Here is a 25721-nt window from a genome sequence, read left to right on the forward strand (position 1 = left end):
AAGTACCGCGCCGGGCAGGGGGGATCGGGGCGACCTCGGCCGCCCCGGACCGGATCAGGCCGCGGCCTGCGCGGACGCGCCGTAGAAGCTCTCTCCGCCCTCGGCCATCTTGCGCAGGAGCGCCGGCGTCTCGAAGCGCGCGCCGTGCTCGGCCGTGAGCGCGTCGCAGGTCTCGGCCGCCCAGGCGGAGCCCACGATGTCGAGCCAGCTGAAGGGGCCACCCGACCAGGGCGCGAAGCCCCAGCCCAGGATTGCGCCGACGTCGCCCTCGCGGATGTCCTCCAGCACGCCTTCCTCCAGCGCACGAACGGCTTCCAGCACCTGCGCGAACATCAGGCGGTTCTGGACTTCGTGCAGGTCCGGCTGGTCCTCGGCCAGCGGGTAGCGCGCGCCAAGCTCGCCCCAGAGCCCCTGACGCTTGCCTTTCTCGTCGTAGTCGTAGAAGCCCGCGCCGTTTTTCTTGCCCAGACGGCCCGCGTCCTTGAACGCAAACAGAACCTCGTCCACCGCGCCGTCGGGATAGGCGTCGCCCATGGCGGCCTTGGTGGCGACGGCGATCTTGACGCCGAGGTCGATGGACGTCTCGTCCACCAGCTGAAGCGGGCCGAGCGGGAAGCCCAGCTGCTTGGCGGCGTTCTCGATCAGCGAGGGCGACACGCCCTCGGCGACCATGCGGATGCCTTCGTTGATGTAGGGGATGATGCAGCGGTTCGCGTAGAAGAACCGCGCATCGTTCACGACGATCGGCGTCTTGCGGATCTGACGCACGTAGTCGAGCGACTTGGCAACAGCGCGGTCCCCGGTCTCCTTGCCCTTGATGATCTCCACCAGCAGCATCTTGTCGACGGGCGAGAAGAAGTGGATGCCGATGAACTGCTCCGGCCGGACGCTCGCCTTGGCAAGCTCGGTGATCGGCAGGGTTGAGGTGTTGGTCGCGAAAATCGCGTCGTCGCCGACGATGGCCTCGACGGCCTTCGTCATCTCGGCCTTAACGCCCACGTCCTCGAAGACCGCCTCGACGATCAGGTCGCAACCCTTGAGCGCCTGCAGGTCGGTGGTCGCGGTGATGCGGCCGAGGACCTCGTCCTTCTTCTCCTGCGTCACTTTCTTGCGCGACATGCCCTTGTCGAGAATGCCCTCGGAGTAGGCCTTACCCTTGTCCGCGGCAGCCTGCTCCCGGTCGATCAGCACGACCTCGATGCCCGCGTTGGCCGAGACGTAGGCGATGCCCGCGCCCATCATGCCCGCGCCGAGGACGCCCACCTTCTTCACTTTCTCGTCCGCCACGTCGGGGCGGTTCGCGCCCTTCTCGAGCGCCTCCTTGTTGATGAAGAGCGAGCGGATCATCGCCTCGGACGAGGGGTTCATCAGGACCTGCGTGAACCAGCGTGCCTCGATCTTGAGCGCGGTGTCGAAGGGCACCATCGCGCCCTCGTAGACGGCCGAGAGGAGCGCCTTGGCCGCTGGAAAGGCTCCCTGCGTCTTGCCGTTCACCATAGCCGAGGCCCCGACGAAGGTCATGAAGCCCGCGGGGTGATAGGGGGCCCCGCCGGGCATCTTGTAGCCCTTCGCGTCCCAGGGCTTCACGATGTCGGCGTCGGTGGCTTGGAGCACCCAGGCGCGCGCGTCGGCCATCGGGTCGGCGCTGACCTCATCGATGAGCCCCGCGGCCTTGGCCTTCTTCGGATCGGAGAGCTTGCCCTCGAGCAGGAAGGGCGAGGCCGCCATGGCCCCTAGCTTGCGCGTCAGGCGCGTGGTGCCGCCCATGCCGGGGAAGATGCCGACCATGATCTCGGGCAGGCCGATTTTGGCCTTCGGGTTGTCGGCCGCGAAGATGCGGTGGCAGGCCAGCGGGATCTCGAAACCGATGCCGAGCGCCGTGCCCGGCAGGACGCAGGCCACGGGCTTGCCGCCCTTGTTTGTCTTCGCGTCGAGGTTCGCGCGCTCGATCTTGCGCAGGATCCCGTGGGACTTCATCAGCCCCTCCATCAGGCCTTTGGCGGGCTCGTCACCCGACATGGCCTTCATCTTGGCGATGACGTTGAGGTCCATGCCGCCGGCGAAGGTGTCCTTGCCGGAGGTGATGATGATGCCCTTGACGGCCTCGTCGGCCAGCGCGTCCGTCACGCAGGCGTCGAGGTCGTCCCAGCCCTCCAGGCTCAGCACGTTCATCGACTTGGATTTCACGTCCCAGGTGATGGTCGCGATGCCGTCGTCGTCTTTCTGCAGGGTGAAGTCGGTCATGGTCTCTCTCGGTCTTTGGTGTCTCGGGGAGAGCGGGCCGGTGCGCGCCGGCCCGCGGTTCAGTCCTGGCCCACCTCGTTGATGGGCCGGTTTCGGATGTTGTCGCGGTGGTAGTAGGCCATCCCGCTGTTGCGCACGGAGACGCGGATCGCATCGGCGAGCCAGCGGCCGTCGGCCTGCCGCAGGAGCGACATGGCGCAGTCGTAGGGATCGGTGAGATAGCTGCCGCCGCGCATCACGTAGGTCGTGTGGATGCCGATGATCCGGTCTTCGGTGTTCGGGTCGAACCGGGCTTCGCGGCAAAGCCGGTGAAAGGCAGTCGCCCCGAGCGCGCTGAGGCTCTCGCGGAAGGCTTCGGCGTCCTTCTTCTGCTCCTCAGGGTCGGTGATGATGCGGTCGGCCTCGGGCAGGTGGATCACATGCGGATAGCGCAGCATGGAGGCGACACCCTCGGCCTCGCCGTTCCAGAGGTGGCGGGAGACGGTGTCGAGATGCGTCTGATAGGTTTCGCGCGCCGATGTCATGCCGTCGACCCTCCGGTGTCCGTCCCGTCGTCGCTGTCGGGAGTCGGGATGCCGTGGCGCAGGCCGGGAACGATACAATTGCGTGTGAACCAACGGCCATCGCCGTCCCTCAGCAATTCCATCTGGCAGCTGTAGGGCTCCGTCAGGTAATTGCCGCCGCGCAGGATGTAGGACCAGTGAACTCCCGTGATGCGGTCCGCGTTGAGCGGGTCGAAGCTCGCCTGTTCGCAGACACGGTGGAACCCCGTCGCGCCCAGACCGTCCAGATGATCCCGGAATTGTCGGGCGGCTTCGGATAGTGCCTCGAAGGTCTCGAAGGTCTTCGGACCGTCCGGGTGCAGGATGACATGCGGGATCTCGTGGAGCCGCGCCACGGTGTCGTGGTCGCGATCCCACATGGCCCGGGACATCCGGTCCAGATGGTCCTGATATATGTCCCGGGCCTGCGCCATCAGATGCGTTCGATCACCGTCGCCGCACCCATGCCGCTCGCGACGCAGAGCGTCGCGAGGCCCGTGCCCTTGCCGGTGCGCTCGAGTTCGTCGAGGAGCGTGCCGATGATGATCGCGCCCGACGCACCGAGCGGGTGGCCCATGGCGATCGCGCCGCCGTTGACGTTGAGCTTCGCGTGATCGACGTCGAAGGCCTGCATGAAGCGCAACACGACCGACGAGAACGCCTCGTTCACTTCGAAGAGGTCGATGTCACCGATCGACATGCCGTTGTCGGCCAGGATCTTCTCGGTCACCGGGACCGGGCCGGTCAGCATGATGGTCGGGTCGGTGCCGATCTTGGCGGTGGCCTTGATGCGGGCGCGGGGGGTGAGGCCCCACTTCTCCCCGAACTCCTTGTTGCCGATCAGGACGCCTGCCGCGCCGTCCACGATCCCCGAGGAGTTGCCGGCGGTGTGGATGTGCTCGATCCGCTCGAGGTGCGGGTACTTCATCAGCGCGATCTTGTCGAAGCCGGGCATCGTCGTGCCCATCGCCTCGAACGCGGGGTTGAGGGAGCCCAGCGACTGCATGTCGGTGCCCGGACGGATGTACTCGTCGTGGTCGAGGATCGGCAGGCCGTTGATGTCGTGGACGGGCACGATCGACTTGTCAAAGCGCTTGTCCTCCCAGGCGGCGGCGGCGCGCTTCTGGCTCTCGACGGCGAAGGCGTCGGCGTCGTCGCGGCTGAAGCCGTATTCGGTGGCGATGATGTCGGCCGAAATGCCCTGCGGCACGAAGTAGCTGTTCATGGCGATCGACGGGTCGACGGCCACGGCCGCCCCGTCGGAGCCCATGGCGACGCGGCTCATCATCTCGACGCCGCCCGCGATGTAGCCGTCACCGGCCCCGCCGGCGACCTGATTGGCGGCGAGGTTCACGGCTTCCATGCCGGACGCGCAGAACCGGTTGATGGAGAGGCCCGGGATGCGCTCGTCCAGATCGGAGGCCAGAACGGCCGTCCGGGCGAGACAGCCGCCCTGTTCCATCACCTGCGTGGCGTTGCCCCAGATGACGTCCTCGACGGCGTGGCCCTCGAAGCCGTTGCGCGCCTTCAGGGCGTCGAGCATCCCCGCCGAGAGCCGTGCGGCGGTGACCTCGTGCAGGCTGCCGTCCTTGCGGCCCTTGCCCCGCGGCGTGCGGATGGCGTCGTAGATATAGGCTTCGGTCATAGTATCCTCCTCGGGGCGTGAGAGTTGCCCGTGGTCTTGATCTGCCCGGCCGCGCCTGCGGTCGGGGGTGTTCGGGAAAGCAAACAGACTGCGGCCTCAGCCGCAGGAACAGACGTCGACTTCGCAGCTGCCGCAGCCGACGTCGCCGTCGCAGGGATTGACGTCGCAACTCTTGGATTGGGCCGCCGTCTTTGCAGCGGATCCGCCGCGGCAGAGGGACGGGATGAGAGCGCAGCCCTCAAGGCCGTAGCAGCCCGCGTCGCAACAGGAGTTGCGACGGTTCCGACGCCGGTTGCGGGCGTCTTCACGGCGTTCGACCTCGGACATGCCATCGTCTTCGCGGCGCATTTGCGCATAGGCCGTAGCGCAATCCCGGAAGCGTTGATGCACGAGGGGGATCGCCCGCCAGAGGCCATGGTCCCGGATCGCGTGCTTGGCATAGCCGGAACAGCCGGTTCCCCCATGATGCACCGAATAGGCGCAGCGGTACCCTTTGCGCGGGCTGACGTGGCGTTGGTAGAAGTCGATGCCGACGAGGGCCGCACGGGAGAACATTTCCCGACCGTAGCCAACTGGCCTAGGGGCGCAACAGGCATCACGCGCCACGCTCCGACGGATTGCCGGGCATCAGCTCGTAGGGAGCCTTCCAACCGGGCAGGGCGCTGACGCGGTCGAGCCAGGCGTCGATATGGGGCCAGTCGGCGCGGTCGAAGCCGAAAGGCTCCGGGTAGAAGAGATAGCCGCAGCAGGAGAGGTCGGCGTTGGTGACGTCGTCGCCCACGATCCAACTGCGTCCATCGAGATGGGCGTTCAGCGTCGCATAGGCGGCCTTGAGGCGACCCTTGCTGAAGGCGATGACCTCAGCCGGACGCTTGTCCGCAGGCAGGAAGTTCATCAGGAAGCGGGTCATGCCGGCCTGCGAGCTGAGCTTGTGGTTGTCCCAGAGCACCCACCGCAGCACCTCGTAGCGCGCGTCGCCCTCACCGCCGAAACGCCCCGTGCGGTCGCTGATCCACTGCTGGATCGCTCCCGATTGCGACAGGCGGAAGTCGCCATCGACGAGGACCGGGGCTTCGCCCATGGCGTTCGTCTCGCGCCATTCGGGCGTACGGGTCTGGCCGCCGAAGAAGTCGACCTTCACCGGTTCCCAGTCGAGACCGGAGAGCTCCAGGGCCAGGGCGGCCTTGTAGCTGTTCCCGCTCTCGCCGAAGCAGTGCAGCTTGATCGTCATGGTGCCTCCTCCCGAAGCGCCGTCGTCGTCATCGGTGCGGTCTCAGCTCTTGGCCGCGCGCCGCTCCAGCATCGCCTTATGCAGCCCCAGGCGGTGGGGCAGGTTGTCAGCGTGGGTCACGCTGTCGAAGTTCTCGAAGAGGAATGAGAGCGCCTCGCCCTCGTCGAGCCCCGCCTCGGCCGCGAACTTCCGCAGCCGCCGGTAGCCAGCTTCGGACATCTGCGCGGGAAAGCGACGGGTGAGACGTTGAGCGCGGGCCATGCCATTCCTCCGGTGTGCGTGCCGGCCCACCATGGGCCGACACGGCACGGATCGTCAAAAGGCGGTCGCTTCGAGACCCATCACGTTTTCGGGCCCCGACTGGATGCGGGCAAGGTGCATGCCCGTCGCCGGAAGCTGGCGCGCCATGTAGTAGCGGCCCGTGGCGATCTTGGCTTCGAGGAAGTCGCGGTCGGCCCCGTCCTGCTTGAGCGCGGCCCCGGCGGCCTTGGCCATCTTGGCCCACATGAGGCCGAGGCACACATGACCGAACATCGTCATGAAGTCGTAGGAGCCGGCGAGCGCCGCGTTCGGGTTCTTCATGCCGTTCTGCATGAAGTACATGCCCGCGGCCTGCAGGTCCTTCGACGCGGCCTTGAGCGGGTCAAGGAAGCCGGCCTGGAGCGTCTCGTCCTCGGCATTCTCCTTGATGAAGCTCTTGACCATGTCGAAGAAGGCCATGACGTGCTTGCCGCCGTCGACGGCCAGCTTGCGGCCCACGAGGTCGAGCGCCTGAACGCCGTTCGCGCCCTCGTAGATCATCGCGATCCGCGCGTCGCGGGCGAACTGCGACATGCCCCATTCCTCGATGTAGCCGTGGCCGCCGTAGACCTGCTGCGCGGCGGTGGCGTACTCGAAGCCCTTGTCGGTCAGGAAGCCCTTGATGATCGGGGTCAGCAGCGAGATCAGCCCGTCGGCATCCTTGTCGCCGTTGCGGTGCGCCCGGTCGATCATCATCGCGCCCCAGAAGACGAAGGCACGCGCGCCCTCGACGAAGGACTTCTGGTCCATCAGGTTGCGGCGGATGTCGGGGTGCACGATCAGCGGGTCGGCCGGCCCGTCGGGGTTCTTCGTGCCGGTCACGTCACGCCCCTGCAGACGGTCGAGCGCATAGGCCAGCGCGTTCTGGTAGGCGATCTCGGCCTGGGCATAGCCCTGAAGGCCCACGCCCAGACGCGCCTCGTTCATCATCGTGAACATCGCGCGCATGCCCTTGTGCTCGGTCCCGAGCAGGTAGCCCGTCGCCTCGTCGTAATTCATCACGCAGGTGGAGTTCCCGTGGATCCCCATCTTCTCCTCGATCTTGCCGACCGAGACGCCATTGCGCGCGCCGAGGTTGCCTTCGTCGTCGACCATGATCTTCGGCACGATGAAGAGCGAGACGCCCTTGATGCCCTCGGGGCCGCCCTGGATCTTGGCCAGCACCAGGTGGACGATGTTCTCGGACATGTCGTGGTCGCCGGCCGAGATGAAGATCTTCTGGCCCGAGATCTTGTAGCTGCCGTCGTCCTGCGGGACGGCCTTGGTGCGCATCAGCCCGAGGTCCGTGCCGCAATGCGGCTCGGTGAGGTTCATGGTGCCGGTCCACTCGCAGGAAACCATCTTCGGCAGCCACTTCTGCTTCTGCGCGTCGGTGCCGTGGGCATGGATCGCGGAGTAGGCCCCGTGGGTCAGGCCCTGATACATGTTGAAGGCCATGTTCGCGGCGCTGAGGATCTCGCCGACGCCCGTGTGCATGAGGTAGGGCAGGCCCTGGCCGCCGTACTCGATGTCGGCGTCGAGCGCGGTCCAGCCGCCCTCGCGCACCTGGTCGAAGGCCGCCTTGAAACCCTCGGGCGTGCGCACGACGCCGTTTTCGAGCGTGCAGCCCTGGGTGTCGCCGACGACGTTGAGCGGATGCAGCACGTCCTGCGCCACCTTGCCGGCCTCCTCGAGGACGGCCCCGGTGAAGTCGCGGTCCATCTCGTCGTAGCCCGGAATATCCTGGGTCGAGGCCTGCAGGACATCATGCAGAACGAACTGCATGTCCTTCGTGGGGGCGGTATAGCTTGGCATCTGTCATCCTCCTCAAGACGGTGGGGCCGCAGCCCTGTCAATTCCCGGGGCACGTCAGGGCCGCCCCGAAAGCCCGTGGATCAGCCGGCCTTGCGCGCCTGGATCTGGTCCATCATCTTCTCACCCCACCGCAGCTGCTCCTCGAGGTCGGCGATGGCGCTGTCGAGCTCGGCACGCTGCTCGCGCATGGTGTTGAGCCGCTCCTGTCCGATCTCGTAGGACCGCGCGAACTGCGTGTACTGGTTGTCGCCGAGGTCGTAGAGGTCGAGCAGCTGGCGAATGTCCTCGAGCGAGAAGCCGAAGCGCTTGCCCCGCAGGATCAGCTTGAGGCGCGCGCGGTCGCGACGCGTGAACCAGCGGCGCTGGCCCTCCCGCTGCGGGAAGAGCAGCTCCTTCGCCTCGTAGAAGCGCAGGGTGCGGGGCGTGACGTCGAAGGCGTCACACATCTCGCGGATCGTCATCAGGTCGTCAGACATCCTAGTGTTCCTTTGTCCGGTCATCGTGGCGTTGGGCCAGATGCGGATCTCGACCTTCGAATACAAGATAGGGTGACGTTTACGTAAGGCAGACGTTACGTCACTTTCACGGTTGACGTAGCGGGGAGCGAGGTCAAGCAGGGCACCATGGGTCAGATCGCTGCGTGCCGCAGGGGAAACCGGTAAGGATCCTGCGGCTTTCCCTGCGCAAGGATTGCCATTGTTGCGTATCGCGGGGGTCGGCGCGCCATAACGCGCCCGGGGGGCCGAATTGCGGCTTTTGCAACAGTTCGTGAGCGCGGGCGGCTCAGGCTTTCGTCGTCAGCTCCGACTGGACCCGGTCGCGCAGGCGCGTCAGCTCCGCGATCGCCTCGTCGAGGTCGCGCCGCCGCTCGGCCAGTTCGTCGAGCTGCCCGTTCGCCAGCTCGATCCAGGCCTGCATCTGCGTGCGCCCCTCGGGGTCGGCGTCGTAGAGTTCGAGCCATTGCCGGATCTCCTCGAGCGAGAATCCGAACTTCCGACCCCGCATGATGAGGGTCATCCGCGCAATGTCGCGGGGGCCATAGAATCGCGCGCGTCCGACGCGCTCGGGAAACAGCAGCTCGATGTACTCGTAGTGGCGCAGCGTCCGCGGCGTCACGTCGAATTTCGCGCACATCGCCTTGAAGTCGATCTTGTCCGGCATCTTGTCCTCCCGTGCGTCAGTCTGCCACGCCCGGGCGCGCCCTGTCTATCGGGCGGACTTGCGGGTCGGGGCGGGAGCGGGCAAGGCTGCGCCCATGACCGACGACACCGACGCCGCAACGGCCGAGGCCCGCGCCCGGGCCGCGCATCAGTTCATCGCCGCCTTGCCGCATTGCCGCGCGCTTTCGATGAAGGTGGAGGACGTCGGTGCCGGCGAGGCCACGATCTCGATGCCCTGGGCCGCGGACATCGTCGGCGATCCGCGCACCGGCGTCGTCCACGGCGGCGCGGTTTCGGCGCTCATGGACACGACGGGCGGTGCTGCCGTCCTGTCGCATCCGACCGCGCCCGTCTCGACGGCGACGATGGACCTGCGCATCGACTACATGCGCGCCGCCACCCCGCATCAGGTGATCACAGCGCGCGCCGTCTGCCACCATGTCACCCGCTCGGTCGCCTTCGTGCGGGCCGAGGCCTTCGACGAAGACACCGACAAAGGCCCCGTCGCGGTGGCGAACGGGGCCTTCACGCTCGACCGGGGCCGCGACGGCGGGGGGCGCGCGCAGTGAAGAGGCCCGAGCCGATCCAGGTCATCAAGCAGCGCCGCGACGCAGCCCTGCGCGCGCTCGTCGACGGCGTGCCCTACGTCCGCTTCCTCGGCATCACCTTCGACCGGCGGGGCGACGAGCTGACCGGGGTGCTGCATTTCGATCCGAAGCTCATCGGCAACCCGATGCTGCCCGCGCTCCACGGGGGCGTGACCGCCGCCTTCCTCGAGGTGACGGCCATCGTCACGCTCAGCTGGGCCATGCTGTGGGACGATCTCGAAGCCGGTCGCCTCGATGCCGAGGCGCTCACGCCCGAGACCCTGCCGCGGCTGCCCAAGACCATCGATTTCTCGGTCGACTACCTGCGCGCCGGCCTGCCGCGCGACGGCTACGCCCGCGCCCGCCTCAACCGCTCGGGCCGCCGCTACGCCAGCGTCCACGTCGAGGCGTGGCAGGACAACCGCGACCGCCTCTTCGCGCAGGCGACGGGGCACTTCCTGATGCCGCCCCCCGCGGCGTGAGCCCGCCCGCACTGACCCACCGCCGAATCCTGCGCATCGCCGTGCCGGTGGTGCTGTCGAACGCGACGGTCCCGATCCTGGGCGCGGTCGACACGGGCGTCGTGGGTCAGATCGGCGAGGCCGCTCCCCTGGCGGCGGTGGGCGCGGGGGCGATCATCCTCGCCTCGGTCTACTGGATCTTCGGCTTCCTGCGCATGGGCACGACCGGCCTTGCGGCGCAGGCCCTCGGGGCGGGGGACGCGGGCGAGCTCGTCGCGCTCCTGTCGCGCGCGCTCCTGATCGGGGCGACGGCCGGGTGCCTGCTGATCCTGGGACAGGGCCTCGTCTTCGCCGCCGCCTTCCGGATCGCGCCGGTCACCGCGGAGGTCGAGGCGCTCGCGCGGTCCTACATGTCGATCCGTATCCTCTCGGCCCCGGCGGCGATCGCGCTCTACGGGCTCACCGGCTGGCTCATCGCGCAGGAGCGCACGGCGGCCGTCCTCGTGCTGCAACTCGTCATGAACGGGGCGAACATCCTGCTCGATCTCTGGTTCGTCCTGGGCCTCGGCTGGGGCGTGGAGGGGGTGGCCATCGCCACGGTCATCGCCGAATGGTCGGGCGTGGCGCTGGCGCTCTGGTTCTGCCGCGCCGCCTTCGCCGGGACCGCGTGGCGCGACCGGGCGCAGGTGCTGGAGCCCGCGCGCTTGCGCCGGATGATGGCCGTCAACGCCGACATCCTGATCCGCTCGGTTCTGCTTCAGGCCACGTTCACGTCCTTCCTGCTGACCGGCGGCACCTTCGGCACGGTCACGCTCGCCGCGAACCAGGTCCTGTTGCAGCTCGTCTACATCACCTCCTACGCGCTCGACGGTTTCGCCTTCGCGGTCGAGGCGCTCGTGGGGCGGTTCTTCGGAGCGGGCGACCGGGCACGCCTTCGCCGGGCCGTGCGGCTCTGCGGGGCCTGGGCGGTCGGGACGTCGGCGGCGGTGGCCGTGGCCTACGTGCTGGGTGGCGGCTGGTTCATCGACCTGATGACGACGGCCGAGCCGGTGCGCGCCGAGGCGCGCCGGTTCCTTGGCTGGGTCTGGATCATGCCGCTCCTCGGGGTCGCGGCCTTCATGCTCGACGGGGTCTTCATCGGGGCCACGCGCACGCGCGACATGCGCAACATGATGATCCTCAGCTTCGTGGCCTACCTGCTGGCACTCCTCGCCCTCGTGCCGCTCTTCGGGGCGCACGGGCTCTGGGCTGCGCTTATGGTGTCTTTCGTCGTGCGCGGTGCGACGCTCGGCTGGCGGTATCCGGCGCTTGTCCGGGCTGCGGGAGCGCAGACTATTCGGGAATAGTCTGCGTCCAAAAGTCTTCCTGAAGACTTTTGGGTCCGTCGCGCTCTACGATGCCAGCCACTCCGCGCGATCCGTTCCCACGGCCTCGGCGACGCTGTCGAAGCCGTCCCGTGCGAGCAGCCTGTCGAGCCCGCGTGCGATCCGGCTCGGCAAGGAGAGCCCATCATAGACCAGCGCCGTATAGAGCTGCACGGCCGAGGCCCCCGCCCGGATCTTGGCATAGGCCTGCTCCGCCGTCGCCACGCCGCCCACGCCCACGAGCGGCCGGTCGGTCAGCGTCGACAGCCGGGCGAGCGTGCGGGTCGATTTCTCGAAGAGCGGCTGCCCCGAGAGGCCCCCGGCTTCCGCCCGGTGCCGGGATGTCAGCCCGTCGCGGTCGAGTGTGGTGTTCGTCGCTATGATCGCGTCCACGTCCCGCGCCGCGTCGGCCACGCCGGCGAGTTCCGCCTCGGTTAGGTCCGGCGCGATCTTGAGGAAGACCGGAACAGGCCGCGGCAGCGCATCGCGCGCGGCCAGGACGCCCGCGAGAAGCGCCGAGAGCGCCTCGGGCCCCTGCAGGTCGCGCAGCTTCTCGGTGTTCGGGCTCGACACGTTGACGGTGGCGAAATCCACATGCGGCCCGCAGGTCGTGAGCACGCGGGCGAAATCCTCGGCCCGGTCGGCGCTGTCCTTGTTGGCTCCGAGGTTCAGCCCGATCGCCATGCCAGCTGGGCGGCTGGCAAGCCGCGCGGCGATCGCCTCCATCCCGTCGTTGTTGAAGCCGAAGCGGTTGATCGCCGCCGCATCCTCGCTCAACCGGAAGAGGCGCGGCCTGGGGTTGCCCGGCTGCGGGCGCGGCGTCGCAGCCCCGACCTCGAGAAAGCCGAAAGCCGTGCGGGCAAGGGGGGCGAGAGCGGTCGCGTTCTTGTCGAACCCGGCGGCGAGCCCCACCGGGTTGGGCAGGTCCAGCCCCGCAAGTGTCGTGCGCAACCTGGGCGACGTCACCGGCCCGCCGCGTGGTCCGAGCCCCGCATTCAGCGCCGCGAGCGCCACGCCATGCGCCCGCTCCGGGTCGAGCCGGTGGAGGAGGGCGAGCCCCGCGCGCTCGATCACGCGAGCCCCGCGGGAAAGTCATGCGCGCCGTCGACGAGGGGCAGGGGTTGCGCCCAGGCGACCTGATCGAGGCGCAGGGGTGCATAGAGATGGGGGAACTCCGCCCCCCCGCGCGAAACCTCCCAGCGGAGCGCATCGCCGAGCGCCGCGTCCTCCACCCCGACGAGCCAGAGCCCCTCGACCCCGGCGAAGTGCTTCGCCGCCGTCTCGGCCACCTGCGCGGCCGTGGAGAAGTGGATGTAGCCGTCCTCCAGGTCGATCGGCGCGCCGCGCGTGCTGCCGTCGCCACGCAGCGCCTCCCATTCGGGCGTTCGGAACAATTTGTAGATCATGGCCGCCCTCTGCCGCCCCGGTCCCGCTGCGTCAAGTCACCCGGCGGTCATATCGCTTTGACAAGGTGGAGGGACCTGCGCACGATCCCATCCATCCAACCTAAGGGGGTTTAAGAGACATGAACCGATTCCTGACCGCCACCGCGGCCCTTGCGCTGACCGCGGGCACCGCCGCCGCCGACGGCCACGCGGCCTATACGCTGCACATCCTGCACATCAACGACCTGCACAGCCGGATCGAGCCGATCAACCGCTTCGATTCCACCTGTTCGGCCGAGGATGACGCGGCGGGCGAATGCTTCGGCGGCGTGGCGCGGGTCAAGACCTTCATCGACGCCAAACGCGCCGAGCTCGAGGGCGAGAACCTGATCGTCCTCGACGCCGGCGACCAGTTCCAGGGGTCGCTCATGTACACCACCTTCAAGGGCGACGTCGAAGCCGAGATGATGAACGCCATCGGCTTCGACGCCATGGCCGTGGGCAACCACGAGTTCGACGACGGCCCCGAGCAGCTGGCCGAGTTCTCGGGCGAGGTGGAGGTGCCGATCATCTCCGGCAACCTCGACCTGAGCCAGTCGGACGTGCTGGGCGACGAGCAGGTCGCCGATCACATCATCCTCGAGGTCGGCGGCGAGCGCATCGGCATCGTCTCGGCCCTCGCGACCGACACGACCGAGACGTCGAGCCCCGGCCCGAACGTCATCTTCCAGGACGAGATCGAGGCGCTGCAGGCCGATGTCGATGCGCTCACCGAGGAGGGCGTGACCAAGATCATTGCGCTCACCCACGTGGGCCTGCCGAAGGACCGCGAGATCGCCGAGGGCGTGACCGGCCTCGACGCCATCGTCGGCGGGCATTCCCACACGCTCCTGTCGAACACCGAGGAGGACACCCCGAGCTATCCGACCGAGGTGAATGGCGTGCCGATCGTGCAGGCCTATGCCTACTCGAAGTACGTGGGCCACCTGACGCTCGAATTCGACGCCGAGGGCAACGTGCTGTCGGCCACGGGCGACACGAGCCTGCTCGACGCCTCCGTCACCCCCGACGAGGAGATCGCCGCCCGCATCGCCGAGCTGGCCGGCCCCATCGAGGAGCTGAAGGCCCGCGTGATCGGCGAATCCGCCGAAGCCATCGAAGGCTCCCGCGAGGTCTGCCGCGCGCAGGTCTGCGCCATGGGCGTGCTGATCGCCGATGCGATGCTCGACCGCGTCGCCGACCAGGGCATCGACATCGCCATTCAGAACGGCGGCGGGATCCGCGCGTCGATCGACGCCGGCGAGGTAACGATGGGCGAGGTGCTCACCGTCCTGCCGTTCCAGAACACCCTCTCGACGTTCCGTGTCGACGGCGCGGCGATCCTCGCGGCGCTCGAAAACGGCGTCAGCGAGATCGAGGAGGGCGCCGGGCGCTTCCCGCAGGTCGCCGGCATGTCCTACGCCTTCGATGCGAGCGCCGAGCCAGGCAGCCGCATCAGCGACGTGATGGTCGGCGGCGAGCCGCTCGATCCCGCCAAGACCTACGGCGTCGTGTCGAACAACTACGTCCGCAACGGCGGCGACGGCTACGCGATGTTCGTGGATGCCGCCGATGCCTACGATTTCGGCCCGGACCTCGCTGATGTGACGGCCGAGTACCTCGCCGAGAACGGGCCCTACACGCCCTTCACCGACGACCGCATCGTCGCGAAGTAGGGGTCCCTGTCAGAAATCTCTGACAAACGGCCCAAAAAAATCTGTGGAGAGCAACCTTTTAGGGTTGCTCTTCGCTCTTCGGTTGTGAATGTAAACAAGAGTGTAAGTTGCGTATTTGCAAAAGTGTCCTATTTAGTGGACAATTCTGCACCCGGGCGGGGGGCACCCCGGAACGACCGCCCGAACCGACGTTCGCACCTGCAAGGCGAAACCGAGGACTGCCGACATGCTCGCTCCAATTTCACTCGACCAGAAGGCGCGGCTTGCCGCGATCGACCGCTACGAACTCGGCACCGACAGCCATGCGGGGGAGTTCGACAGCATCGCTGAACTCGCCGCGCAGATCTGCCAGTGCCCGATCTCGCTCGTCTCCATCGTGCGCGCCGACGACCAGCGTTTCGAGGCGGCCTGCGGGCTCGACCTGACCGGGACGCCGCTCGAATCCTCGATCTGCAGCCACGCCATCCTGCAGGGCGACATCCTGGAGATCCCCGACACGCGCCTCGACATGCGCACCGCCGACAACCCGCTCGTCACCGACGCGGACGACCCGCTCCTCTTCTACGCCGGGGCCCAGATCGTCACCCGCAGCGGGATCGCCCTCGGCACGCTCTGCGTGCTCGACCGCCGGCCGCGACGCCTCGGCGATACCGAGCGCCGGGCACTGCGCATCCTCTCGAACCAGGTGATGCAGTATCTCGAACTGCACGAGGCCCTGCGGGCCCAGGAGGCCATGCGCCGGGAGGTCGATCACCGCGTCAAGAACAGCCTCGCCAATGTCGCCGCCATGACCCGGATGGCCGCGCGTCGCGCGGAGGGCGAGACGCGGGAGGCGCTGATGGCCGTGGAGTCGCGCATCGAGGTGATGGTCGCGCTGCACGACGACCTCTACCGCGCCAAGGAATCCGAAGCGCCGATGGAGATCGTGCCCTATCTCAACCGCGTCATCTCTCACCTGCGCCACATCGCGCCCGCGGGGGTGGACATCACCTCCCATGTCGACCCGCTCGACCTCGAGGCACGCAGGGCCTCGGCGCTCGGGGTCCTCGTGAACGAGATGATTTCGAACGCCTGCAAGCACGGCTTCCCCGACGAACGCGCGGGCCGCATCGCGCTCAGCGGCGCGCGGGGCGGTGACGGGGTCTATCGTCTCGAATGTGTCGACGACGGCGTCGGGACCGGCGGGGCGGAGACCCCGCAGAGCGGTCTCGGCCGCCGCATCATGCTCGCCTCGGCCGAGCAACTCGGCGGTGTTCTCGAGATGGCCCCGGGACCGCAGGGCTACCGCGTCGCGCTGGAGTTCCGTCTCACGAACGATTGAGCGGCGGTCGCGGTGCGGCACCAGACTTCGAAGACCGCGTTTTCGTCGGGCGTGATCCGACGATCTCGCATCCGTTCGCGTCGCCGTATGGCACGAGATTGCCGGGTCGAGGCCGGCCATGAAGTCCGCAGCGCGGCAGCCGGGGCGGTCGACGGACAACGCAGGCCGTGCTGGCCTTCCCGTCATCGTCGTGCCTGACCCGACGGTCTGCCAGCCCAGGTGCACGCGGCTTCACCCCCCACGGAAAACCACCTACGGTCCGTCCATGTGCGGACGCTACGCCCAGACCCTTCCTCCCGACGCCATGGTCGATCTCTTCGAGGCCGAGCCCGCGAACGACCTGCCCGAGGGGCCGCGCTGGAACGTCTGTCCGACCATGCAGATCCCGGTCGTCGCAACCTTCGGTGGACGGCGGCGGCTTCTGCCGATGCGGTGGGGCTTCCTGCCGCATTGGTATGACAGCCCGACGGCGGGGCCGCTCCTCATCAACGCGCGGGCCGAGACGATCGCGACGAAGCCCGCCTTCCGCGACGCTTGCCGGCAGCGCCGCTGCATCATCCCTGCGACCGGCTTCTACGAATGGACGAAGGCCGCCGACGGCACGCGTCTGCCGTGGTATTTTTACGACCCCTCGGGCGCGCCGCTCGTCTTCGCGGGCATCTGGCAGCCTTGGGGGCCGGACGGGCTTCGGACCTGCGCGATCGTCAGCTGCGCCGCCGGTCCGACGATGGCCGAGGTTCACCACCGCGAACCGGTGACGCTCGCGCCTGCCGACCGGGCGCTCTGGCTCGGAGAGGCGGGGCAGGGGGCGGCCGTTCTGATGCGCGCGGCCCCGGAGGGGCGGATCGCGCGCCACCGCGTCTCGCGCGCTGTCAATTCGAACCGGTCCGAGGGACCGGAGCTGATCGCGCCACTGACCGATGCGGGGGACGTCTGACGGTTTGTACAAAACGTCGAACGAAGGTGGCGCGGTCTGTACGATATGTACAGACCGGCCGGTCTTCAGGGAGAGAGAGACGAAGATCGAGCCCGGGGGATCGCAAAGGGGGGAGGATTGATCGACCCCGCGCCGGATCATCGTCACCCTCCTGCATGGTCGCCAAATGTGTCGCGAATGAGGCGGACTTCGGGTGATCTCGGGACAATTCGAGGTTTCCCCCGCATTGTTTCGCGGGGCCGAACAATCGCTCCCGGCCTCGCCGGGTGCCGGGAGCTGCGGCCTAACTTATTGCCAGAATTGCAAAACCTGGACCGAGATCACCGAAGATCCGGCGGAGTCGCCTCCGCCCCGAGGCCGTCGGTCACCGTGTCGAGCGTCAGCACCTGTGTCGCCTTGTCCCCCAGCCGGCGCAGGGTGACGGTGCGATCCTCGACCTCCTTGCGTCCGATGGCGAGGATGACGGGCACCTTGGAAAGCGAATGCTCGCGGACCTTGTAGTTGATCTTCTCGTTCCGGATGTCGGCCTCGACGCGCACCCCGGCCGCCGTCAGGGCCTCCACGACCTCGCGCACGTAGTTGTCCGCCTCGGAGACGATGGAGGCCACCACGACCTGTCGCGGGGCCAGCCAGAAGGGCAGGCGGCCGGCGTGCTCCTCGATCAGGATGCCGATGAAGCGCTCGAAGGAGCCGAGGGTCGCGCGGTGCAGCATCACGGGGCGATGCCGGTCCCCGTCCTCGCCGATATAGCTCGCGTCCAGGCGTTCGGGCAGCACGAAGTCGACCTGATGCGTCCCGCATTGCCAGTCGCGTCCGATGGCGTCGGTCAGGACGAATTCGAGCTTCGGGCCGTAGAACGCGCCTTCGCCCGGGTTGACCTCGGGTTCGATCCCTGCGGCGCGGGTGGCGTCGAGGAGCGCGGTCTCGGCCTTGTCCCAGACCGCGTCGGAGCCCGCGCGGACCTCGGGGCGGGTGGAAAACTTTACCTTAAAATTTTCGAACCCCAGGTCGCGGTAGATCGAGGAGAGGAAGTCGATGTAGGTACTCGTCTCCGACCCGATCTGGTCTTCGCGGCAGAAGATATGCCCGTCGTCCTGCGTGAAGCCGCGGACGCGCATGATGCCGTGGAGCGCGCCCGAAGGCTCGTAGCGCGCGCAGGAGCCGAATTCGGCCATCCTGAGCGGCAGGTCGCGGTAGGATTTCAGGCCCTGGTTGAAGATCTGGACGTGACAGGGGCAGTTCATGGGCTTGAGCGCGTTCACGGCCTTCTCGCGCGCGTGCTCCTCGTCCACTTCGACGATGAACATGTTCTCCTGATACTTCTCCCAGTGCCCGCTCTCGACCCAGAGCTTGCGGTCGACGACCTGGGGCGTGTTCACCTCCACGTAGCCGCCGGCGCGCTGCTTGCGGCGCACGAAGTCCTGGAGCGTGGTGTAGATCGTCCAGCCGTTCGGGTGCCAGAAGACCTGGCCCGGGGCCTCTTCCTGCATGTGGTAGAGATCCATCTCGCGGCCGAGGCGACGGTGGTCGCGGGCCTCGGCTTCCTCCAGGAACTTCAGATGCGCCCTCAGGTCGTCGCGGTTGCGGAAGGCGATGCCGTAGATGCGCTGCAACTGCGGGCGCGTGTTGTCGCCCAGCCAGTAGGCCGAGGAGACCCGCGTCAGCTTGAAGGCATCGGCCGGGATCTGGCCGGTATGCTGAAGGTGCGGGCCGCGGCAGAGATCCTGCCAGTCGCCGTGCCAGTACATGCGGATCGGCTCGTCGCCCGGAATGCGGTCGAGAAGCTCCACCTTGTAGGGCTCCTCCGTCGCCTCGTAATGCGCGCGGGCCCTGTCGCGCGGCCAGACCTCGGTGCGCACGGGGTCGCGGGCGGCGATGATGCGCTTCATCTCCGCTTCGATGGTGCCGAGGTCTTCGGGCGTGAAGGGCTCCTCCCGGTCGAAATCGTAGAACCAGCCGAAATCGCGAACGGGGCCGATGGTGACCTTGACGTCGGGCCAGATCGTCTGGACGGCGCGGGCCATGACGTGGGCGAGGTCATGGCGGATCAGCTCGAGCGCCGGTTCCTCGTCCTGCATGGTGTTGATCGCGATGGAGGCGTCCTGCTCGATGGGCCAGGCCAGATCCCAGTGGGCGTCGTTCACCGTGGCGGAGATCGCCTTCTTCGAAAGCGACTTGGAGATGCCTTCGGCGATCTCCGCCGGCGTGACGCCGACCGGGTAGTCGGCCGCGCGGCCATCGGGGAAGGTGAGGGTGATCTGGGACATCGTGGTCCTCCGTCGTTTGGCGCCTACGGCACGCCCGGTTGCGGGTCTGGTGCCGCGCCTTTTGGCGGGACCGTTGATGCAGGTCAAGGCGTTGCGGCGGCCCCACCGCGAGTGTGCCGCCAACGACAGACGAGAAAGGACGACGCCATGACCCCCATCCTTGTTGCCACCGACCTCAGCGCCCGCTCCGATCGCGCGGTGCAGCGCGCCGCCGATCTGGCCCGGGGCCTGGGCGCGGAGCTGCACATCCTGCATGTGATCGACGACGAGATCCCGGCCAGCTTTCTGCGCCGGCGTTGCGAGGAGGCGGAAGCCACGATCCGGTCCATGGTCAAGGGATCCGAAGTGCTCGCCGCGCTCGATCCCAGGATCGACGTCGAGGCCGGCCACCCGCCGCGCGTGATCGCGAGTGCGACCGCCGAGCGGGACGTGGGCCTCCTCGTTCTCGGCACGCATCGGAGCCGCGGTCTGCGCGACCTCGTCGGCGTCCCGAGCCTTTGCCGCGTGCTGCGCGCGGTCGAGGTGCCCGTCCTGATCGCGGTGGGTGAGCCGGTGAGCTACGGCACCGTGGTCGTGGGCTACGACTTTTCGCCCGCCGCGGCTACGGCGACGGACCTCGCGCGCCGCCTTGCGCCGGATGCGCGTCTGCGGCTCGTGCATGCGTGGCAGGACACGATGGTCGGGGCCCGGTCGCTGCGGGGTATCGAGGCCGTGACCCGTGCGGAGCAGGACAGTATCGACCGACGTCTCGCGGAGGTCGTCGGCACGCTCGAGCCCGGCGGAATGGAGGTGAGCGCGGATCGCGTGACCGGCGGGCCGGAGGCCGCGCTGCTGCAGGCGGCGGAGCGGCCCGACATCGATCTGCTGGCGCTTGGCCGGCACGCGCGGTCGGGCCTTGCCCGGTTCTTCCTCGGCGATACCGCGGAGGCCATGGCGCTCGAGGCGCCCTGCGACGTGCTGATCGCCACGCCGGCCCTGCGCGGGGACTGAACGCAGGGCCGGGCCTCGGTGGGGCGCACGGCCGTCGTGCGACACCGAGCGCGGGTCGCTCCCCGGGGCCACGGGGAGCGACCCGCCGACGTCTCTGCCGGGTGTTTCGGGGGGTTTCCATTTCGCCGGACGCGTGAAATAGGAAACCGCCAACCGAACCCCTGCGCAGGAGTGCTCCCATGGAGATTCGCGAGGCCCTCACCTTTGACGACGTGCTGCTGGTTCCGGCGGAGAGCCAGGTCCTGCCGGCGACGGCGGACACGCGGACCCGGGTGACGAAATCCATCGCGCTGAACATCCCGCTCCTGTCGTCGGCCATGGACACCGTGACCGAGGCGCGCATGGCCATCGCCATGGCACAGGCGGGCGGCATGGGGGTCATCCACCGCAACCTCGACCTCGACGCGCAACAGAAGGAAGTGCGCCGGGTCAAGCGGTTCGAGAGCGGTGTGGTCTACAATCCGATCACGCTCCGCCCAGATCAGACGCTGGCCGACGCCAAGGCCCTGCAGGACCGCTACCGCATCACCGGCTTTCCGGTCGTGGACGACAGCGGCCGTGTGCTCGGGATCGTGACGAACCGCGACATGCGCTTCGCGAGCGACGACGCGACGCCGGTGGCGACGATGATGACGTCCGACAGTCTCGCCATGCTGCGCGAGCCCGTCGACCTCGGCGAAGCGAAGTCGATGATGCACGCCCGGCGCATCGAGAAGCTCCTCGTGGTCAACGACAAGGGGCATCTGACGGGTCTGCTGACGATCAAGGACATCGAGCAGGCGGTGCTGAACCCGCAGGCCTGCAAGGACCACCTGGGCCGGTTGCGCGTGGCGGCGGCGACGACCGTGGGCGATGCGGGGTTCGAGCGGTCGGAGGCGCTGATCGACGCGGGGTGCGACCTGATCGTGGTCGACACGGCCCATGGGCACTCCGAGGGTGTTGGCCTGGCCGTCGATCGCATCAAGCGGCTTTCGAACGACGTCCAGGTCGTGGCGGGCAACGTGGCGACGGCCGAGGGAACGCGCGCGCTCATCGGTGCGGGGGCGGATGCGGTCAAGGTCGGCATCGGGCCCGGCTCGATCTGCACGACGCGGATCGTCGCGGGCGTCGGCGTGCCGCAGCTCTCGGCCATCATGGAAAGTGCGGAGGCCGCGGGCGACGTGCCGGTCATCGCCGACGGCGGCATCAAGTTCTCGGGCGACTTCGCCAAGGCGATCGCGGCCGGGGCCTCCTGTGCGATGGTCGGCAGCATGATCGCGGGCACAGACGAGAGCCCCGGCGAAGTGGTGCTCTATCAGGGTCGGTCGTTCAAGTCCTACCGTGGCATGGGTTCACTCGGGGCCATGGCCCGGGGGTCGGCGGATCGCTACTTCCAGAAGGACGCGGCCTCCGACAAGCTCGTTCCCGAGGGGATCGAGGGGCAGGTGCCCTACAAGGGCAGCGCCGGGGCCGTGGTGCACCAGCTCGTGGGCGGCCTGCGCGCGGCGATGGGCTACACCGGATGCGCCAACGTCGAGGAGATGCGCCGGGGCTGCCGTTTCGTGAAGATCACCGGGGCGGGCCTGAAGGAAAGCCATGTCCATGACGTCCAGATTACCCGCGAGAGCCCGAACTACCGGACCTGAGCCGGAGGGCCGTGCGCGATGACCCCCGGAGCCCGCGTTCAGGCGGCCATCGAGGTGCTCGAACGGGTGCTGGGCGGCATGGCGGCCGAGCGCGCGCTGACGACCTGGGCGCGGGCCAGCCGCTTCGCCGGCTCGAAGGACCGCGCCGCCGTGCGGGACCATGTCTTCGACGCCCTGCGCAGGCTGCGCAGCGCCGCCTGGACCGGCGGGCTGGAGCGGATGCCCGTCGAGGGCGACGCGCGGCAGGTTCTGGCCGGCGACCTCGCCCAACGGGGGGCGGATCTCGGGCGGCTCTTTACCGGCGCGGGGCACGCGCCCGCGCCGCTGGACCGGCCGCTTTCCGATAAGGGGCCGATGCCCGGGGTCGTGGCCCTCGATGCGCCCGACTGGATCGTGGCACGGCTGCGCTCCGATCTCGGGGCAGCCGCCGACGCGGCGCTTGCCGCGCTGCGTACCCGCGGGCCGGTTTTCCTGCGTGCGAACCTCGCCCGGACGTCGCCCGCCCGGCTCATCGCCCGCCTGACGGAGGAGGGGATCGCAGCGTACCCCCATCCGATGGTCGAAACGGCCTTGATGCTGGAGGGCGCGCCACGCGGTCTCGCCAGCCTGCCCTCCTTCCGCGATGGCCTTTGGGAATTGCAGGATGCGGGGTCGCAGGCGCTCGTCGCGCATCTGCCGGAGGCACCGGGCGGGCGCGTCCTCGATCTCTGCGCCGGGGGCGGGGGCAAGGCGCTGGCCTATGCCGCGCGGAGCGACGCCGCCGTCTTTGCCCATGATGCGGCCGCCGACCGTATGGCGGACCTGCCCCGTCGCGCCGCCCGCGCCGGGGTCCGGATCGCCTGCCTCGCCGATCCCGAGGCACAGGGGCCTTTCGACGGCGTCATCGCCGACGTGCCCTGTTCGGGCAGCGGCAGCTGGCGCCGCGCGCCCGAGGCCAAGTGGCGGCTCACCGAAGCGCGCCTGGACGAGTTGACCGGCCTGCAGGACGCGATCCTCGACCGCGCGGTGGATCTCGTCCGCCCCGGCGGCTGGATCGGCTACATGACCTGTTCGATTTTTACGATCGAGAACGCGGCCCGCGTCGACGCGGCCCTCACCCGTCATCCGGCCCTTTCGGCCGAGCGGAACTGGGCCTGCCTGCCGGAGGTCGACGGCCCCGATGGCTTCCATCTGACGGTGCTGCGCAAGCGGGGCTAGTGCGAAAAGCGCAATGTGATAGGCTCGTTAACACGACCTTAACGATCCGTTCGCCATACCAGCGTGGATGATTCCATGCGGGGCCCGCACAACTTCGACGAAAGGGAAGCCTTTGGGCGAGACGGCACAGATCCTGCGACAGCTGCGCGTCGGGTCCGCCCTGCTGCTGCTGGGGGCGCTTGCCCTGGGTGGCCTGGCGATCTGGATCGGCGGCGGCGTGCCCGACCGGCTCCTGCTGACCGGGGCTCTTGCGCTCGCCGCCGCCTTCGCGCTCGTCCATCTGTTCGGGGGCTGGATCGCGACGCGCGACGCACGGCGGCTCGGCATCATCATGGAATTCCTCGAACACGATAGCGCGCCGGGCTTCTGCACCAGCGCCGACGGGGTCGTCCTGTCGCAGAACCAGGCCGCGCGCGACCGCTTCGGGGTGCAGAAGGGGGTCACGATGACCCGCGCGCTCGAGCCGCTCTTCGCCAACCCCGATGCGGTCGTCCATCGCCTGCGCCTCTCGGCCGAGGGCGGGGCGTCCGCGCGGGAGGACGTGGTGACGCGGCGAGGCCACCTGCGCGTCGCCGTCCACAGGATCGAGGGCGGGTTCCTCTGGCGGCTCGAGGATCTGGCCGAGCGCCCGCGCCGCACGGCCGACGGCATCGGCCTGCCGATCCTGACCTTCGGGCCGTCGGGGACGATCCTCTTCATGAACGAGGTTCTGCGCGCGGCGGCCGGGCGTCGCGTGACGCGGCTCCGGGATCTCTTCGAGGATCTGCCGCTCGTTCACGGCGGGCTCAATCGGCTTCTGACGAAGGACGGGGCGCAGACGGTCCGCGTGGTCGTCTCTGAGCCGGTGAACGGACGACAGGAGGTCTTCGTGCTTCCGGTGGAGGAGACGCACGAGGACCTGGTCGCGCTCGACACCCTGCCGGTCGCGCTCCTGCGGCTCGACCCGGACGGCACCGTCCTCTTTGCCAACCGCCTCGCACGGGAGCTTCTGCCGGCGATGGTGGACGACGGGGAGAAACGGCTCGCGGCCCTCGTCGAAGGGCTCGGACGCGGCGTGCGCGAATGGGTGAGCGAAGCGGCCGCCGGTCGTGGGCTCTACCGCGCAGAGGTCGTGCGCGTGACCGGGGCCGAGGTCGACACCTATCTCCAGATCACCCTCGGCCGTCCGCTGATCGAGGGAGAGACGGGGCTCATCGCGGTGCTGCACGATGCGACCGAGCTCAAGACGCTCGAGGCGCAGTTCGTCCAGAGCCAGAAGATGCAGGCCATCGGCCAGCTCGCGGGCGGCGTGGCCCATGATTTCAACAACCTGCTCACCGCGATCTCGGGCCATTGCGACCTGCTGATGCTGCGCCACGGGGAGGGCGACGAGGATCACGCCGACCTGACGCAGATCACCCAGAACGCCAACCGGGCCGCCGCGCTCGTCGGGCAACTGCTGGCCTTCTCGCGCAAGCAGACGCTCAAGATGCGACCGATCGACCTGCGCGACGCCCTGGGCGATCTCGCGCATCTCCTGAACCGGCTCGTGGGCGACCGGGTGACCCTTCGGCTCGAGCATGATCCGGCGCTCATCCCGATCCGGGGCGACCGTCGGCAACTCGAGCAGGTGATCATGAATCTCGTGGTGAACGCCCGCGACGCGATGCCTGCGGGTGGCGAGATCCTGATTTCGACCGAATGTCGCTACCTCGACCGCCAGATGACGCGCGACCGCGTGTCGGTACCGAGCGGGCAATACGTCGTCATCAGCGTCAAGGACGGGGGCGAGGGCATCCCGGCCGACAATCTGACCCGGATCTTCGAGCCGTTCTTCACCACGAAACGGCCCGGAGAGGGGACGGGCCTCGGGCTTTCGATGGCCTACGGTATCGTAAAGCAGTCCGGCGGCTACATCTTCGCCGACAGCGCGATCGGCGAAGGTACGTGCTTCAGCCTCTATTTCCCCGCGCTTTCAGGTGGGGAGGAGAGCATCGCGGCCGTCGGCCCGGACGAGGCGCTGCGCCCGGCCGGCGACGGTGCGACCCTGCCGCTTCTGCCCGGGGCCCCCGAGGATGACGCCCGACGGCTGACGGTCGACGATGTGCCGCCGCTGCTGGCCCGGGCGGAGAGCGACGCGCCGCCCGCGGAGATGTCCCCGGATGGAGGGCAGGATGACGCGGACGATCCGCTGACGACGGGCAAGGACGTGATGGACCGCGCCCGCACGATAGCCGAGGCCGGGCTGTCCGTTTCGGACGATGCCCAGGCATCCGGTTCGTCCGAGGCCGGGGCCGGAGCGACGGAGGCACCGCCCGACATCGAACCGGAGGCGCGGGAACCAGGCTCCCTTTGCGCCGCGGACCCTCCGGCGAAGCGCGACGAGAGCGTGGCCGAGCCTCTGGAGGCCCCCGTCCGCGAGATGCTCGACGGACTGCTGGAGACGGACGCGGATGCGTCGAGGTCGAGCGCGCCGTCCGATCCGGTCACCGGGGAGGCTCCAGCGGTCGATGACGACGCGATCGCAGCGCTCGTGCAGGAGACCCAGCCCGAGATTGTCGAGGTGGATCCGGAGCCGGATGCGACCGAAGACGCGGATAATCCCTCGGATCGCCGCGTCGTCCTCCTCGTCGAGGACGAGGCTCCGGTCAGGGCCTTCGCCTCCCGTGCGCTGCGACTGCGGGGCTACGACGTTCGCGAGGCCGAGAACGCCGAGGCCGCGCTCGCGCAGCTCGAGGATCGGGAACTCAACGTCGATCTCTTCGTGACCGACGTGATGATGCCCGGGCTCGACGGGCCGAGCTGGGTGCGCGAGGCGATGAAGGCGCGCCCCGATGTTCGCACGATCTTCATGTCGGGCTACACGCAGGATGCGCTCTCCGAGACGAGTGTGCCGGTGCCGAACTCCGTCTTCCTGCCGAAGCCGTTCTCGCTCTCGGACCTCACGCGCACGGTGGAGCGCGCCCTGGACTGACGG

23 protein-coding genes are annotated in these 25721 nt (G+C 68.5%); 10 read left to right on the forward strand and 13 right to left on the reverse strand.

Annotated features, from left to right (window positions below; genetic code table 11):
• Positions 1 to 54: 54 nt before the first annotated feature.
• The 10 genes from HSX43_RS07735 to HSX43_RS07780 all read right to left on the reverse strand — a co-directional run bounded on the left by HSX43_RS07735 (position 55) and on the right by HSX43_RS07780 (position 8917).
• Positions 55 to 2244 carry a 3-hydroxyacyl-CoA dehydrogenase NAD-binding domain-containing protein gene (locus HSX43_RS07735; RefSeq protein ID WP_179379530.1) on the reverse strand — a complete coding sequence of 730 codons (2190 nt, stop codon included), beginning with the start codon at positions 2242 to 2244 and terminating at the stop codon, positions 55 to 57.
• A gap of 59 nt (positions 2245 to 2303) precedes the next feature.
• Positions 2304 to 2768, reverse strand: coding sequence for a hypothetical protein (locus tag HSX43_RS07740; RefSeq protein ID WP_179379531.1), 465 nt, complete (start codon positions 2766 to 2768; stop codon positions 2304 to 2306).
• Positions 2765 to 3178 (reverse strand): hypothetical protein, encoded by a 414-nt coding sequence (locus tag HSX43_RS07745; protein ID WP_179379532.1) that lies wholly within the window; start codon positions 3176 to 3178, stop codon positions 2765 to 2767. The genes HSX43_RS07740 and HSX43_RS07745 overlap by 4 nt, the downstream gene beginning before the upstream one ends.
• A 41-nt stretch (positions 3179 to 3219) precedes the next feature.
• Positions 3220 to 4431: an acetyl-CoA C-acetyltransferase gene (locus HSX43_RS07750; protein WP_179379533.1), complete on the reverse strand. Its 1212-nt coding sequence runs from the start codon at positions 4429 to 4431 to the stop codon at positions 3220 to 3222.
• Between the two features lie 96 nt (positions 4432 to 4527).
• Positions 4528 to 4986 (reverse strand): membrane protein insertion efficiency factor YidD, encoded by a 459-nt coding sequence (gene yidD, locus HSX43_RS07755; RefSeq protein WP_179379534.1) that lies wholly within the window; start codon positions 4984 to 4986, stop codon positions 4528 to 4530.
• A 40-nt stretch (positions 4987 to 5026) separates the two neighbouring features.
• Entirely contained in the window at positions 5027 to 5662 is a 636-nt protein-coding gene (locus HSX43_RS07760) for a glutathione S-transferase family protein (RefSeq protein ID WP_179379535.1), read from the reverse strand.
• Positions 5663 to 5704: 42 nt separating this feature from the next.
• Complete coding sequence (locus HSX43_RS07765; protein WP_179379536.1) at positions 5705 to 5923, reverse strand: hypothetical protein; 219 nt, start codon at positions 5921 to 5923, stop codon at positions 5705 to 5707.
• Positions 5924 to 5977: 54 nt separating this feature from the next.
• Positions 5978 to 7756 carry an acyl-CoA dehydrogenase C-terminal domain-containing protein gene (locus HSX43_RS07770; RefSeq protein WP_179379537.1) on the reverse strand — a complete coding sequence of 593 codons (1779 nt, stop codon included), beginning with the start codon at positions 7754 to 7756 and terminating at the stop codon, positions 5978 to 5980.
• An 80-nt stretch (positions 7757 to 7836) separates the two neighbouring features.
• Positions 7837 to 8232: a MerR family transcriptional regulator gene (locus HSX43_RS07775; RefSeq protein ID WP_179379538.1), complete on the reverse strand. Its 396-nt coding sequence runs from the start codon at positions 8230 to 8232 to the stop codon at positions 7837 to 7839.
• A gap of 307 nt (positions 8233 to 8539) precedes the next feature.
• Entirely contained in the window at positions 8540 to 8917 is a 378-nt protein-coding gene (locus HSX43_RS07780) for a MerR family transcriptional regulator (RefSeq protein ID WP_179379539.1), read from the reverse strand.
• 94 nt (positions 8918 to 9011) lie between these two features.
• Here HSX43_RS07780 and HSX43_RS07785 point away from each other — a divergent pair, with 94 nt between their 5' ends.
• Genes HSX43_RS07785 through HSX43_RS07795 form a run of 3 tightly spaced genes read left to right on the forward strand, consistent with a single transcriptional unit; the run spans position 9012 to position 11310 of the window.
• The gene (locus HSX43_RS07785) at positions 9012 to 9485 is read left to right on the forward strand and encodes a PaaI family thioesterase (RefSeq protein ID WP_179379540.1); all 474 of its coding nucleotides are present in this window, start codon (positions 9012 to 9014) and stop codon (positions 9483 to 9485) included.
• A complete protein-coding gene (locus HSX43_RS07790; protein ID WP_179379541.1) occupies positions 9482 to 9985 on the forward strand; it encodes a PaaI family thioesterase in 504 nt (167 codons plus the stop codon). Before HSX43_RS07785 ends, HSX43_RS07790 begins: the two co-directional genes overlap by 4 nt.
• Entirely contained in the window at positions 9982 to 11310 is a 1329-nt protein-coding gene (locus HSX43_RS07795) for an MATE family efflux transporter (protein ID WP_179379542.1), read from the forward strand. The genes HSX43_RS07790 and HSX43_RS07795 overlap by 4 nt, the downstream gene beginning before the upstream one ends.
• A gap of 45 nt (positions 11311 to 11355) precedes the next feature.
• Here the strand turns inward: HSX43_RS07795 and HSX43_RS07800 are convergent, their stop codons facing one another.
• Together HSX43_RS07800 and HSX43_RS07805 are read right to left on the reverse strand one after the other, a co-directional pair.
• The gene (locus HSX43_RS07800) at positions 11356 to 12402 is read right to left on the reverse strand and encodes a quinone-dependent dihydroorotate dehydrogenase (protein ID WP_179379543.1); all 1047 of its coding nucleotides are present in this window, start codon (positions 12400 to 12402) and stop codon (positions 11356 to 11358) included.
• Entirely contained in the window at positions 12399 to 12734 is a 336-nt protein-coding gene (locus HSX43_RS07805) for a DUF952 domain-containing protein (RefSeq protein ID WP_179379544.1), read from the reverse strand. Before HSX43_RS07805 ends, HSX43_RS07800 begins: the two co-directional genes overlap by 4 nt.
• A gap of 119 nt (positions 12735 to 12853) precedes the next feature.
• On the opposite strand from HSX43_RS07805, the gene HSX43_RS07810 reads away from it, so the two are divergent.
• From HSX43_RS07810 to HSX43_RS07820, 3 genes are all read left to right on the forward strand, one after another.
• Positions 12854 to 14428, forward strand: coding sequence for a bifunctional metallophosphatase/5'-nucleotidase (locus tag HSX43_RS07810; protein ID WP_179379545.1), 1575 nt, complete (start codon positions 12854 to 12856; stop codon positions 14426 to 14428).
• A 226-nt stretch (positions 14429 to 14654) separates the two neighbouring features.
• Entirely contained in the window at positions 14655 to 15749 is a 1095-nt protein-coding gene (locus HSX43_RS07815; protein ID WP_179379546.1) for a histidine kinase dimerization/phosphoacceptor domain -containing protein, read from the forward strand.
• A 265-nt stretch (positions 15750 to 16014) separates the two neighbouring features.
• The gene (locus HSX43_RS07820) at positions 16015 to 16686 is read left to right on the forward strand and encodes an SOS response-associated peptidase (RefSeq protein WP_179379547.1); all 672 of its coding nucleotides are present in this window, start codon (positions 16015 to 16017) and stop codon (positions 16684 to 16686) included.
• Positions 16687 to 17006: 320 nt separating this feature from the next.
• Here HSX43_RS07820 and thrS read toward each other — a convergent pair whose 3' ends face one another.
• Positions 17007 to 18953 carry a threonine--tRNA ligase gene (thrS, locus tag HSX43_RS07825; protein WP_179379548.1) on the reverse strand — a complete coding sequence of 649 codons (1947 nt, stop codon included), beginning with the start codon at positions 18951 to 18953 and terminating at the stop codon, positions 17007 to 17009.
• Between the two features lie 147 nt (positions 18954 to 19100).
• Between thrS and HSX43_RS07830 the strand changes: the two genes are divergently transcribed.
• The 4 genes from HSX43_RS07830 (at position 19101) to HSX43_RS19605 (ending at position 25718) form a co-directional block, all read left to right on the forward strand.
• Entirely contained in the window at positions 19101 to 19943 is an 843-nt protein-coding gene (locus tag HSX43_RS07830; RefSeq protein WP_179379549.1) for a universal stress protein, read from the forward strand.
• A gap of 179 nt (positions 19944 to 20122) precedes the next feature.
• On the forward strand, positions 20123 to 21568 hold the full coding sequence (gene guaB, locus HSX43_RS07835) for an IMP dehydrogenase (protein ID WP_179379550.1): 1446 nt from the start codon (positions 20123 to 20125) through the stop codon (positions 21566 to 21568).
• Positions 21569 to 21586: 18 nt separating this feature from the next.
• Entirely contained in the window at positions 21587 to 22765 is a 1179-nt protein-coding gene (locus HSX43_RS07840) for an RsmB/NOP family class I SAM-dependent RNA methyltransferase (RefSeq protein WP_179379551.1), read from the forward strand.
• 112 nt (positions 22766 to 22877) lie between these two features.
• On the forward strand, positions 22878 to 25718 hold the full coding sequence (locus HSX43_RS19605) for an ATP-binding protein (RefSeq protein ID WP_235962560.1): 2841 nt from the start codon (positions 22878 to 22880) through the stop codon (positions 25716 to 25718).
• Positions 25719 to 25721: the final 3 nt, after the last annotated feature.

The sequence above is a fragment of the Jannaschia marina genome, from assembly GCF_013404595.1.
Classification (GTDB): Bacteria; Pseudomonadota; Alphaproteobacteria; order Rhodobacterales; family Rhodobacteraceae; genus Jannaschia; species Jannaschia marina.